The organism is Proteus mirabilis HI4320 (genome assembly GCF_000069965.1).
Classification (GTDB): Bacteria; Pseudomonadota; Gammaproteobacteria; order Enterobacterales; family Enterobacteriaceae; genus Proteus; species Proteus mirabilis.
In genome coordinates, this window is record NC_010554.1 from 573,025 (window position 1) to 585,779 (window position 12,755).

At 36.7% G+C, this 12,755-nt stretch carries 11 protein-coding genes and 1 pseudogene; 6 read left to right on the forward strand and 6 right to left on the reverse strand.

Annotation, left to right across the window (positions count from 1 at the left end; translation table 11 throughout):
- The 3 genes from PMI_RS02620 to PMI_RS18835 all read left to right on the forward strand — a co-directional run bounded on the left by PMI_RS02620 (position 1) and on the right by PMI_RS18835 (position 1,525).
- Positions 1-615: a hypothetical protein gene (locus PMI_RS02620; protein WP_012367646.1), complete on the forward strand. Its 615-nt coding sequence runs from the start codon at positions 1-3 to the stop codon at positions 613-615.
- A 49-nt stretch (positions 616-664) separates the two neighbouring features.
- On the forward strand, positions 665-925 hold the full coding sequence (locus tag PMI_RS02625) for a hypothetical protein (RefSeq protein ID WP_004247524.1): 261 nt from the start codon (positions 665-667) through the stop codon (positions 923-925).
- 183 nt (positions 926-1,108) lie between these two features.
- Positions 1,109-1,525 (forward strand): hypothetical protein, encoded by a 417-nt coding sequence (locus PMI_RS18835; protein ID WP_223302921.1) that lies wholly within the window; start codon positions 1,109-1,111, stop codon positions 1,523-1,525.
- A 108-nt stretch (positions 1,526-1,633) separates the two neighbouring features.
- Here the strand turns inward: PMI_RS18835 and PMI_RS02630 are convergent, their stop codons facing one another.
- From PMI_RS02630 to PMI_RS02655, 6 genes and pseudogenes are all read right to left on the reverse strand, one after another.
- Entirely contained in the window at positions 1,634-1,939 is a 306-nt protein-coding gene (locus tag PMI_RS02630) for a helix-turn-helix domain-containing protein (protein WP_012367647.1), read from the reverse strand.
- Between the two features lie 100 nt (positions 1,940-2,039).
- Positions 2,040-3,122: a fimbrial protein gene (locus PMI_RS02635; RefSeq protein ID WP_012367648.1), complete on the reverse strand. Its 1,083-nt coding sequence runs from the start codon at positions 3,120-3,122 to the stop codon at positions 2,040-2,042.
- Positions 3,123-3,131: 9 nt separating this feature from the next.
- Positions 3,132-5,666, reverse strand: coding sequence for a fimbria/pilus outer membrane usher protein (locus PMI_RS02640; protein ID WP_012367649.1), 2,535 nt, complete (start codon positions 5,664-5,666; stop codon positions 3,132-3,134).
- 9 nt (positions 5,667-5,675) lie between these two features.
- Positions 5,676-6,401, reverse strand: a complete 726-nt coding sequence (locus PMI_RS02645) for a fimbrial biogenesis chaperone (protein WP_012367650.1) — start codon at positions 6,399-6,401, stop codon at positions 5,676-5,678.
- A 65-nt stretch (positions 6,402-6,466) separates the two neighbouring features.
- Positions 6,467-7,012, reverse strand: coding sequence for a uroepithelial cell adherence major pilin UcaA (gene ucaA, locus PMI_RS02650; protein WP_012367651.1), 546 nt, complete (start codon positions 7,010-7,012; stop codon positions 6,467-6,469).
- Between the two features lie 496 nt (positions 7,013-7,508).
- Positions 7,509-7,646 (reverse strand): annotated as a pseudogene (locus PMI_RS02655) (DNA polymerase III subunit theta); the annotation flags it as partial.
- A 244-nt stretch (positions 7,647-7,890) separates the two neighbouring features.
- On the opposite strand from PMI_RS02655, the gene glnS reads away from it, so the two are divergent.
- The 3 genes from glnS to PMI_RS02670 all read left to right on the forward strand — a co-directional run bounded on the left by glnS (position 7,891) and on the right by PMI_RS02670 (position 12,704).
- Complete coding sequence (gene glnS, locus PMI_RS02660; protein ID WP_012367653.1) at positions 7,891-9,558, forward strand: glutamine--tRNA ligase; 1,668 nt, start codon at positions 7,891-7,893, stop codon at positions 9,556-9,558.
- A gap of 638 nt (positions 9,559-10,196) precedes the next feature.
- The gene (gene chiP / locus PMI_RS02665; protein WP_004247531.1) at positions 10,197-11,591 is read left to right on the forward strand and encodes a chitoporin ChiP; all 1,395 of its coding nucleotides are present in this window, start codon (positions 10,197-10,199) and stop codon (positions 11,589-11,591) included.
- A gap of 273 nt (positions 11,592-11,864) precedes the next feature.
- Positions 11,865-12,704, forward strand: a complete 840-nt coding sequence (locus tag PMI_RS02670; protein WP_012367654.1) for a DUF817 domain-containing protein — start codon at positions 11,865-11,867, stop codon at positions 12,702-12,704.
- Positions 12,705-12,755 lie beyond the last annotated feature (51 nt).

Genomic DNA, 12,755 nt, shown 5'->3' on the forward strand with positions numbered 1-12,755 from the left:
ATGGTTGGTGTAGAAATTTACACAAATAATAGGCTGATACAATTAACCGATAAACTCGAAACAATATGTGTTTTGAGAAAAGCAACTCCTGATGAACTAACGTCATCATCAGGCCCTCATGATAGCTATCCGAGAATCTATGCGTTAAATAGCCAATGGATGGTTGCTCCGATTTCCAAGGTAAGCATACCTCAACACGGAGTTGGTCTTGAAGTTTATGATGAGCAAGGGAAAATGAAATTTTCATCTCTTGCTAAGTTGGTCTGCTTTGAGAAATATTATGATGTCAATACGGGGAGCGCTGGCAAAGGCTCATTAAGAATCGCAGGCAAAAGTGGTCATCGGTATGGCATGATTAAGACTCGCTCTATGGGGTATTTTCATAATACAAACATACGAAGCTACATAGACCCTGACACGTGGGATGAAGTTTGGACATTCAAAAGATATAGCGAGCGTTATGTCTTGATTGATGATGTGGGAGGGTTAACATTTGAGTATCGATACGAGTTCTTAGGAGAAGAGGATGGCTGGATAAGTATGCCTCCGAGTCGAGAAGGTTCTGGATTAATGGAACAAGGGCTTATGATAGACGTTTCAATGTTAGAAGATTAAATACCGCACTAATGTGGTTTTTTTGTATCTAAATTTTAGGAAATAAATCATGATATACACAACAGGCACTGTTAGCACAGTGTCAGGGTCTGCTATTGTCTCTGGCACAGGTACCATTATTTTAATTAAAAATGGTAATGCTAATTTTATTTATATGGTGGACAGGGTTAATAGCGATACAGAATTAGTCATTTCACAACCGGCTACATTTACCGTAAAAAACACTAGTTACAGCATTAATCTCACTGAGCCGAACTCATACAGCGACGCTAATAATCGTATGACCGCTATTGCATCAGATATTACGTAGTTCTTAAACGAGCAACGAGTTACGCTCGATGGTGTTAAAAAAGTGCTGGGGGATATTAGTAAAAAGTTAGATAAAAGTGGTGTGGACCTTTCAGGGATTTCGAAGTGCGATTACACGTAATACACAAATGGCTTATTGTGTGTTTCGACAAAAATCCACCTTAAAGGCGGGCGCTATTGGTCTTTGCCGACAATATTATCGCATTTAGATAAGTGTGTTGTGTTTTATCATACCACCAACCCTCAAGCGGAAGTGAGCTATTTAGCGCATAAAAAGCAATTATACAGTTCAGCCCAAACAGACATTTATGTGTGTGTATTCGTTTCAGGAATGGTTTTGACCCCGAAGAAACGTTGGGGGTTATCACTGTACAGTGAAGATGGAGCACGGGTCTTTAATACGGACTATCTGCCTTTTACCCGAGGACAATCAATGGCATTGTTATTACGGAAGGGGAGTGTAGAGACTCCATATAGCTTGCCTTTAGTCTGTGCAACCAGTCAGTTTGTGAATGCATCTTATCAGGATGACCACATTGATTGGGCCAAGCGCAATACGGGGATACGGGGATTCGTTTTCGGGGAAAACAGATTTTTGTGAGCGAACGAATACGTGATGCTCATCGGCAACATCATGTAGAGCAACGTATTCCCTTTTATGTCCTTAATGGTTCACATTATTTTTAATAAAATGAATACCTGTCTATATTTATGTGGGATACATGTCGCTTTTCTTTATTGGCATAATGCTTTCTGCTGATAATGATTGTTTTGCTTTAATCATTTCTTTTTCATTTGAAAATTTATAATTAGGCAATAGTTCTTTAGGTTTGACACCTAAAATAAACGCGATAGAGAATAAATGTTCTACTGTTATTTTGGTATGTCCATTCTCTATACGTGAATAGTGCTGTTGACTTATTTCCAATGAATGGGCTATTTCCCTCCCTGTCATCCCTAATTCTTTTCTTTTTTGCATTATTCTATAAGCAATAATGGAATTAATTGTACTCATGAACTTCATTCTCCAACAATAAACAGATTTTTAAGTTTAACAGAGTAAAAAGCATTTGTTATAAAAGCATTTTACTCTACTTATAAAACTCAATTAATTTTTATTGATATGAAAAAGTAATCGTTGCTACTGCTTTTACACTTCCTGGCGTAATAGTATTTTCTGTTTTTATATAATTAGCTTTTAATTTTATACGTGGATTTATCTCTCCTCTATAATTTGAAAAATGCCATTGATTTTGATTTCCTTTGTTAGGAGTGTCTGAACCATAACTAATCGCAGTTACTTCATTATTTTTATATAATCTTAGCCCAACGCCTTTTGCCGTAGAATCCGTTGCTAATGTTAATATATCAGAACGATTCCCATGTTGGGTCGCATCATTTAATGTAGCATAAACATCAATACCGTCTTGGCATTGAAGTTGTATATTAACTTCCCCTCCTTGCACTTCTTTATACAAAGACGTGAACTGGGATTGATAGACAGTATTTAATGGAACAACATAATTCTTTTGATTCATCGAGCATGTTTGGCTTTGCACTTGGATGCGCCCTCCATTTAACATAACAGGAGCTGTTAATCTTTTATTATTCAAACTTGCCCGATTAGATTCCAATAAAATATGGCCCAGTTGTTTGGTTGGTATCGTTACATACCCATTAGGTAATCGTCCTGTTGCGACAAAAGCAACATATAAACGAGCACCAAAACTTCCAGTTGCACCATTATAAGCATTTGGATTTGTATTGGCGGCAACAGGATCAATATATATACTTGAGCTGTTTATGGGAACCAATGGCGTTGCAGGCCAATAGCCCGCCATACCAATAATAATACCTAGCCCTGGAACTCCAGTATCAAATATATCGAAATCGGAAGATTGAGTGTTATTTCCTTGGCGAAAGTTATATGTGATTTTGCCTATTTTAGGTAATGTAGGAGTAAATTTTCCACGCATTAATGCTATTAAACTACCGCCGTTAAATATATATTGATTACTTGTTCCGGTGAGTTCCCCTATCACTCGTGGGTAAGTATGGGCATCAGCAGGACCAATAACAACAACAGGGAGGGTAGATGTGTTGATTGTTATTGGAGACGGTACGTAGTCATTTGCACCAGCAACAGCTAGACTAGGGAATAGAGTTAAAAGAAATAATATGACAAAGATTCTTTTCATGGTTTGTTCCTAATTAGAGTGCGGTATACACTGAACAGGAATGGTTTGAGGTCGCATGTCAGTTTCATTGCGTGTCGCATGATATGTAAATGAGCATTTATCGTCATGATTTGGTCCCCATATCACATCAAGTTGACCTTGTTTAGGAAGACCGCGGGTAAATAAGCGTCCAGCTTGAGCCACATATCCGACTAACTGCTTATGCTCATCCAAAACCTCGGAAGCCATTGGAGGAGTACTACCATCTGGCATTCGAATATCAAATAGTAGGCTTCTCCCTGTTTGAGTATTAAATGTCACTAACGTGGCACTATTAGCGCGAGGAATGATTTCTTGTTCTGTTGCTGATAACTCAACATTCAAATCCAAATTAGTGGGGTCGATGCTAATTTGATTTTTTTCATAAGGCGTGACATAAGGCACAATACCATTTCCCCAAAAATCTAATCGGCTACCTGGTGCATTATTAATGACCGCACCTTGTGCTCCTTTTGCATGGATAATGGTAAAAGTATCACTTAAATCATTACTTAACGTCACTCCATAAGGATGTACGACAACGGCCCCCGACGCACCCAATGACATTTGACGATTATGTTGAGTATCTTGCCCGACGGTTGCGGTTACATTTACATAAGGTGAACGATAGCCTCCATTCATCGCATAGCCGGAAGGTCCACTTTCCTGACTATTACCTGAAATACCATAAGAGAATTGATTATCTTCCCCAGCGATACCGCTGATGGATGTTTGAATGCTGTTTTTCTCGCCTTTATTATAATTTAAGACAGTAGAAAAAATGGGGCTTTGAACACGCTCTCCCAAAGGAAGCGTAAAGTTCACATAAAATCTGTCATCTCGGTGTTGTTGCTCATTATCTCGTGATTGAGAAAAGCCAATCTGATAACCAAGTTTTTTCCAAAAATGGCTATATCCCATCTGATACTCATTACGACTTCCTTTATGCTCCCAGTAATTATAAGTGGTACCAGTTAAAAATATATTTCCCCATTTTTCACCTAATTCTTGATTAATTGAAACTTGGAATTGATTTTTAGGGCGATAAAATGCGGCACTTTTTATGGAAACATCATCAATAAATTCACTGTGATTAGCCAATAGCGCATCTTTCAAATGGTAAAAATCTTTAGATGAATAACGATAGGCTGCTAACGTGATATTTGTACTCGTGGTCGGAATATTGACGCTATAGCTAGTATGTAAACTGTAGCCTTTACGCGTTACGTTAGAGTGATTAAATGTTGTTCTGGACAATGTAATGTCAGATGCAATTGCCCCAATCGGCGTGTTAAAAGCAACACCAGCCAATCCTGCGGTATATTTTGAGCTTGTGGTCAGTCCACTATTTAAAGTGATATCATTTGTCAAACCATATTGATATGTGCCTTGTGCAATTAAATCATGATATGTCTCATTTGCATAACGATAGCGTCCCACTGACATTTGCCAACGGCTAAATCCGGGACGAATAAGTTGGGCAACAGAAGCAAAAGGAACCGTAAATGTTCTTGTTTGTCCATTAGATTCGGTTATTTGCACAAGAAGGTCGCCAGCATATCCACTGGGATACAAATCATTAATGACAAAGGGGCCAGCAGGCACAGTTGTTTCATAAAGGATGTGAGCATTTTGATAAATCGTAACTTTAGCATTACTATTAGCAATGCCTCGCACGATCGGAGCGTAGCCACGTAAAGAGTTGGGTAACATTCGTTCATCCGATGCTAATCGAATTCCCCGTAAGCTAAGGCTATCCATTAACTCGCCATTCGTATAAAAATCACCTAATGTGAATTGTGCCCGTAACCGAGCAATATCATGCGTCACATTTGTTTCGATATTCTGATATCCGGTAGAATGACCATTATTCCAGCTTTCACCACCACGGTGACGAAAAGCCCATCCCCATAAATTGAGTCCCGCTTTTAACCCAAGGTAAGTCTGCTCATTATTTATATCCGGAGTATTGTATTGATAATAGTTAACATCATAGTTGACAAATGCGGCAGGGACTCCACTTTGCCACTGTGCAGGGGCAATATATCCTCGAGGTCGAGTATTCACTTGTGCCTGAGGAATTTCTATATTCAGCTTTAAAGTGGATAAATCAAAATGAAATTTTGCTGAGGGGAGTCCTTCTGAGGCGGGATAACAAGTGGCTTTATAACTGTTTTCAGGAACAGTGCCTTTGACGACATCAATTAATGAAAGTAATTCCGGCGTTAGACATAACGTCGACGTATTCGCATTGTCAGTATATAAATACTGTACATTAGCTTTTCCTTTCCATTCATTATTGAGATAGATATCAGCGTAATACTTGCCCTCAGGAATAGGGTTGCCATAATTAAAGCGACGTATATCAATCGCATTCTTTCCTTGCACTGAATGCAAAAAGCTAGGATCAAATTCAGCTTCTTCAGCAGCGAATGAAGAAATTGTTATCACCCCAATCCCCAAAGCAACACAAAACGGAAGAGAATAACGATAAGAAATGAGGTGTAACCGATTATTAAAATTCATTATATTACCTTATTCCAAAGTAGATTCACCTTGTTGGTATCCACCATAATCATTAACAACAACCCAAGTGACTTTATTTGTTAATGTTGGCTTCTCTTTAAGTGAAAATATTTTTGAAGAAAAAGGAGCTATCATCCCACTTTGTTCAACAGGCGTTAGCTGTTTATCCTGACCCACTGAGATTTTGTTGTAAGTGATGTAATAAGGTGTTGGGTTAATCGCTTTAATGCGTAGTGCTCCTTCCTGATGCCAAGTCACTTTTTGGTAAGCATCATCAGGCGTTACGTTGAGATTATCAGGGCGAAAGAAAAACTTAATGCGACTACGAACGGCTAATTGTAAGTAATTGTTATTTCCCTCTGAGTTTTCTGAATTTTCTTCCACTTTAGGTTTTGCTGGAATGTCTAAGACATTTAGATAGAAAAGAGACTCTCTATCTTGTGGTAATGATTCACCGGTATAGACAATCCGGATGGTTTGCCCTGATTTCGGCTCCATACGAAATATGGGAGGAGTAATGATAAAAGGAACGTGAATTGAATCTGGTGCTGCAGCTGCGTTTCCGGTATCTAACCAAGACTGAATTAATGCGGGGGATTCATCGTTATTATTTAATTGAACATTAATGCTTTTTTGCGTTGCGGGATAAACAACGCGGGTCCCCATAATAACCACACTGGCTTGAGCCACTGTGGATACAAACAGAGTCAAGAAAATAAGAATGAACTTTAACATAATACCTCTAGAAGGAAATGGGGCAGTTTTTTCTGCCCCGTAAAATAAAAGCAATCCAATAAACCTTACTCATAGGCAATGGTGTAATGAACGGTTGCTTTTACATCCCCAGCGGTAGATGATCCGGTTGCATAATATTGAGCAAAATATGGAAGGTTTACATCAGCATTGTCGATTTGTACTTCCTGAACATTTTGTGAGTTAACATCAGTACCTAACTGAATTGTTGTTGCTGCATCTGAGTTAAGTAATTGAACTTGAACATTATTCGCTTTAGTTCCTGTTGCTGTATTTTTTAAATTATGTGTAGTTAAATCAGTATCAGCGGATGGTTCAAAATATACTTTAACGTTTTTAGCACCATCTTTATCTGTGGAACAACCAGTTAACTTAATTGTAAATGGAGTTAAGCCTGCTGTTGTTGCTACATTATTTAATGTTGCGACTGAAACAGTCGGCAAAATAACAGCTAAATTTTTTGATTGGGTATCAACAGAACATGTTTGATCAACAACTTTACCTGTAAATGTAATTGTTCCGTCATACGCCATAGATGAGCCAGCAAATGCAGCAGAAAGAATAGTAGCTAGTGCTATAACTTTTCTTTTCATATATTTATGATTCCTATTTTAAATTAAAGTTAAGTTATTTTTTGTTTTTCAAAAAAATGAAAAGTATTATTGAATAATAAAATATATATAATCCTATTAAATAGAGTTTATAGTGAGGTTTATATTTGTAGATTATATAAATAATAAAGATATTAAGTTTTTTAATGGTGATGTAGCAAATATAAAAATAAATAATTGAAATTATTATTTCAAATATCACTTAAGTAAAGATGGTTTTTTCGATCGATGGCGTTGATTTTGATAGTTACGACCTATTAATGGTTGGTGAAATGATCGTTAAAATCGATCTTGTTATTGTTGTTCAATGTGTTATATCAATGATTGATGATATATATATGAGAAGGTTATTAGTCAAAACTTGAGTTTTAATATAAATCAAATTGCTTAGCTCTTTCAGATATGGTGCAGAATTCCCATGTAGCAACTTCTTATTTTTTTCACTATAAAACACTAACCCTTTATTAAAATACATTCATAAATGTGCTGGTTGTTGTCGTTCAACTTCGGACGCAACAATTGGCATGTTGAGCCGTTCTTTATATGCGACACCTGAAGCAGCCAAATCGACATTGATTTTGTCTTTTTCTTCTTGAGATAAGTTTGCGAGGTTCATAACGGATCCGGTTAGTTTTTGGAGAGTATAGCAGGGTGGGAGAATTTAACAGAAAACACACTCACTAAAACTTGTAATATATTGATTTATTTGTCTGGTATTGTCATGTTTTGTCGTGTTTTTTCTTATTAATTATATCATGGTTAAATTGTAAATAATTGATTTTAAAACAATAGCTTGATTTAAGTCTGCTTATTGGATTATAGTAGGTCAATATGCGTTTTGCTTTGAGGAAAAAATGACCATGAATGAGGCAGATGCCCGCCCAACGAACTTTATTCGTCAAATTATTGACGAAGATCTGGCTACCGGGAAACATAATAGTGTCCATACCCGTTTCCCTCCTGAACCTAATGGCTATCTTCATATTGGCCATGCAAAATCAATTTGCTTAAATTTTGGTATTGCACAAGATTATCAAGGTAAATGTAATTTACGTTTTGATGATACGAATCCAGTAAAAGAAGATGTTGAATATATCAACTCGATTCAAAAAGACGTTCAGTGGTTAGGTTTCCAATGGGATGGTAACGTTCATTACTCCTCTGACTATTTTGATCAACTGTATCAATATGCGATTGAGCTGATTAACAAAGGCTTGGCTTATGTTGATGAGTTGAGTGCTGAAGAAATTCGTGAATATCGTGGCACACTCAAAGAGCCAGGAAAAAATAGCCCTTATCGCTCTCGTAGTGTAGAAGAAAACTTAGCGCTATTTGAAAAAATGCGTGCGGGTGGCTTTGAAGAGGGGAAAGCGTGCCTACGTGCGAAAATTGACATGGCATCACCATTTATTGTCATGCGTGATCCTGTTCTTTACCGGATCAAATTCGCTGAACACCATCAAACAGGTAACAAATGGTGCATTTATCCAATGTATGATTTTACCCATTGTATTTCTGATGCATTGGAAAATATCACACATTCTTTATGTACTTTGGAATTCCAAGATAACCGTCGTTTATATGATTGGGTGTTGGATAATATCACTATTCCTTGCCACCCTCGTCAATATGAGTTCTCACGTCTTAATCTTGAATATACCGTCATGTCTAAGCGCAAGCTAAATCAGCTTGTGACAGAAAATATTGTTGATGGTTGGGATGATCCGCGTATGCCGACAATTTCTGGCTTACGTCGTCGTGGTTATACGGCTGAGTCAATCCGCGAATTCTGTCAACGTATTGGTGTGACCAAACAAGATAACAACGTGGAAATGGCATCATTAGAAGCTTGTATTCGTGATGATTTAAACGAAAACGCACCTCGTGCAATGGCTGTTATCGATCCGGTACGTTTAGTGATTGAAAATATGCCAGAAGGTGAAGAGATTTTAACTGCGCCAAATCACCCAAATAAACCAGAAATGGGAACTCGTGAAGTACCATTTAGCCGTGAAATTTATATTGATCGTGCAGACTTTAAAGAAGAAGCCAATCGTCAATATAAACGTCTGGTATTAGGTAAAGAAGTCCGTCTGCGTAATGCTTATGTCATTAAAGCAGAACGAGTTGAAAAAGATGAACAAGGTGAAATAACCACCATTTATTGTACTTACGATCCACAGACGTTAAATAAAGATCCGGCTGATGGTCGTAAAGTAAAAGGGGTGATCCACTGGGTCAGCATTCCACATGCTATTCCAGCAGAAATTCGTCTTTATGATCGTTTATTTAGCGTACCTAATCCTGGTGCTGAAGAGGATTTCTTATCAACCATTAACCCTGAATCATTAGTGATCCGTCAAGGTTTTGTGGAAGCAAGCTTAAAAGATGCGGCTATTGAAAAAGCGTATCAATTTGAGCGTGAAGGTTACTTCTGTGCTGATAAGCTTTCGACAGCGGATAAACTGGTCTTTAACCGTACTGTTGGTTTACGTGATACTTGGGCGAAGATTTCGAAACAAGGTTAATACGCTCTGTTTTAGTGGCGTGTAATATCACTAAACTCACATCTTAATAAAATGCTCGATAATAATTTATCGAGCATTTTTTATTTATCAAATAAGTTTGTTTTTATTGACCAATAATTATTATTTTTTATTTTTTTAATGTGAGTTTCTATAGCTATTATTTGTATCAATTCTTATTTACGTTGTGTTAAATTATTAACTTTTGTCATCATCTTCTTCTTTTATTTCATATGATTATATTGAATTTGTCTATAATAATAAAAATGTGAACCATGACACATATTTTTCTTTTCTAAAAAAGTTTATTAATTAATGCGACTAATAATTCTTTTCTATAAAAACGAAACATTATCATATTAGGTGTGATAATTTTCTTTTTTAATATCAATATATTAAAAAATATTTACGTTCTACTTGTCCCTCATTGACTAAAGAAAAAATATGAAACTGTAATTAAGTAATGTGCCCTTGGTCATATTTTGATAAAAATTCTTTTTTTTAGGTTGATAATTCGCGTCGCGAAAAATAAGCTGTTGTTAACCTAATTTTAGGTTTTTTCCCCATTTGGGGTTTTATATTTGGAAATAGGCGTTGGTGCTTATTTCTTTTTTAGTCAAAGTCAAAGAGGAAACAATGCTATGGTTATGCAACATGCTAAACCAGGCAGGGTGGCACTTGCCGTTATGGGCGCATTGCTTGTAACTGCACTACCTGCGAAAATGTCTTATGCTGAAGGATTTATTGATGACTCAACCCTGACAGGGGGGATCTATTACTGGCAACGTGACCGTGATAGAAAAGAGTTAACACCAAACAGTCCTGATTACGGCAAATATAAAGCAAATTTACACCACTCTACCTTTAACGCTAATCTTGATTTTTCTTCTGGTTATCTGGGTGATTTTTTTGGTATTGATTTAGCTGCTTTTGGTGCTGTTGAACTTAACAACAGTGGGCCAGCTGCACCTAATGAAATAGGATTTAGTGATGCAAAAAGTCGCTGGGATGAAAAATGGACAGGTGATCGCAGTGGCGTGAGTATTTATAAAGCTGCTGCTAAATTTAAATTAGGCCATTTCTGGGCTCAAGGTGGATATATTCAACCTAAAGGGCAAACATTATTACGTCCTCATTGGAGTTTCTTACCTGGTACTTATCGCGGTGCAGAAGCGGGCGCTGTATTTGATTTCGATAAAAATGGTGAACTCTCTTTCTCATATATGTGGACTGATGAATATAAAGCGCCGTGGTATCGGAATATGTACAATTTCCGTAAGGCAGACTTAGAGACAAATATCAGTTATTTACACTCTTTTGGTGCCAAATATGATTTTAAAAATAGCTTAGTATTAGAAGCCGCATTTGGCCAAGCTGATGGTTATATTGATCAATATTTTGGCAAAGTTTCTTACGATTTCCCTATCGCAAATAATACATTAAAAACCTCTTATCAATTCTACGGTGCAAAAGATAAAGTCACCGGAGGGGGAATTAACGATGTTTATGATGGTTTGGCATGGTTACAAGCATTCACTTTAGGCTATACCTACAATGTATTTGATTTTAAAGTTGAAGGTACTTGGGTTAAAGCAGAAGGTAACCAAGGTTACTTTTTACAACGTATGACGCCGGGATGGGCAACCTCGAATGGTCGTTTAGATATCTGGTGGGATGGTCGTTCTGATTTTAACGCCAATGGTGAAAAAGCATTATACGCGGGAGTGATGTATGATCTAAAAAATTGGGATCTACCGGGCTGGGCGATTGGTACTTCCTATGTGTATGCTTGGGATGCAAAACCGAGTAGTAACCCTATTTATGACCAAAGTAAACGTATTAGAGAAAGCGCATGGAATGCCGACATCATGTATACCGTTCAAGAGGGGAGAGCGAAAGGTACGTTATTTAAACTCCACTACACTCGTTATGATAACCATTCCGATATACCAAGCTATGAAGGTGGTTTTGGTAATATCTTCCAAGATGAAAAAGACGTTAAATTCAATGTGATCATGCCATTTACGATTTTCTAAATAACAATAAGGATAAAGTGTATTTATTACGCTTTATCCTTAATAAAAAATCTAATTAACATTATGATAAAAAAGAAAAAACAATAAAAAATATGATAAATAAAAAAGAGTAATGTATTCATGTTTTTTAATATCCTTTTTTTTAGTCTTTTTCATTCTTGTGCATTTTTTCATTTTATGGCAGATTTCTTGCAACTTATTTTACCTTTCTTTATTTATATTTATTAATCTGCATTTAATACAATTGAATAATACAGGTTTTCAGGAAGAAGCATGTTAAAACGATTGGATGATTTCTTATTAGAGCCACCATTAAAGCCTTTCAGAGGTATAAATCGATTTATTGTTGAGTTTCTTTTTTTCGGTGTAAAAGAGGCACGTTCTTGCTTATTCGCTGGTTTTTTCTTCTTTATTTTATTTGCGACGCCTAGTAAAGGAGTGCTAGGTATACCGCGTTATGATGTTTTGCTTATTCTCGCTATTGTTTTCCAATTATGGATGGTATGGGGAAAACTTGAAACATGGGATGAATTAAAAGCAATTTGTTTTTTTCATGTTGTAGGTTTTGTCATGGAGCTATTTAAAACATCAGCAGCGATTGGCTCATGGAAATATCCTGATTTTGCTTACACAAAATTGTGGGAAGTGCCTTTATTTACAGGGTTTATGTATTCTGCTGTCGGGAGTTATTTAATTCAAGCATGGCGTTTTTTAAAAGTTCGAATAGAACATTATCCTCCTTATTGGATGGCAACTTTGGTTGCTCTCGCTATTTATATTAATTTCTTTTCTCATCATTTTATTGGTGATTATCGTTGGTATTTAACGGCATTTATTTTAGGTCTTTATGCCCGTAGTGTGGTCTATTTTACGCCTTATGATACAGAGAGACGGATGCCTCTGTTACTGGCTTTTGTTCTGATAGGTTTTTTTATTTGGCTTGCTGAGAATTTCGGTACGTTCTTTGGTGTATGGCAATATCCAAATCAAATTGGTGCGTGGTCTGTTGTGCATGCTGGGAAGTGGGGATCTTGGTCACTATTGGTCATTGTTACATTTACTATCGTAGTACACCTAAAACATATTAAGCATAGTATTAGTGTGGTTAAGTAGCGTTACCAATAAAAAAGGAACTGCGGGCAGTTCCTTTTTTTACTGAGATAT

Excerpts from the sequence above, each read along its gene's own strand:
- PMI_RS02620 (WP_012367646.1), top strand. The coding sequence starts at position 1 with ATGGTTGGTGTAGAAATTTACACAAATAATAGGCTGATACAATTAACC.
- PMI_RS02625 (WP_004247524.1), top strand. The coding sequence starts at position 665 with ATGATATACACAACAGGCACTGTTAGCACAGTGTCAGGGTCTGCTATT.
- PMI_RS02630 (WP_012367647.1), bottom strand. The coding sequence starts at position 1,939 with ATGAGTACAATTAATTCCATTATTGCTTATAGAATAATGCAAAAAAGA.
- PMI_RS02635 (WP_012367648.1), bottom strand. The coding sequence starts at position 3,122 with ATGAAAAGAATCTTTGTCATATTATTTCTTTTAACTCTATTCCCTAGT.
- PMI_RS02640 (WP_012367649.1), bottom strand. The coding sequence starts at position 5,666 with ATGAATTTTAATAATCGGTTACACCTCATTTCTTATCGTTATTCTCTT.
- PMI_RS02645 (WP_012367650.1), bottom strand. The coding sequence starts at position 6,401 with ATGTTAAAGTTCATTCTTATTTTCTTGACTCTGTTTGTATCCACAGTG.
- ucaA (WP_012367651.1), bottom strand. The coding sequence starts at position 7,012 with ATGAAAAGAAAAGTTATAGCACTAGCTACTATTCTTTCTGCTGCATTT.
- glnS (WP_012367653.1), top strand. The coding sequence starts at position 7,891 with ATGAATGAGGCAGATGCCCGCCCAACGAACTTTATTCGTCAAATTATT.
- chiP (WP_004247531.1), top strand. The coding sequence starts at position 10,197 with ATGGTTATGCAACATGCTAAACCAGGCAGGGTGGCACTTGCCGTTATG.
- PMI_RS02670 (WP_012367654.1), top strand. The coding sequence starts at position 11,865 with ATGTTAAAACGATTGGATGATTTCTTATTAGAGCCACCATTAAAGCCT.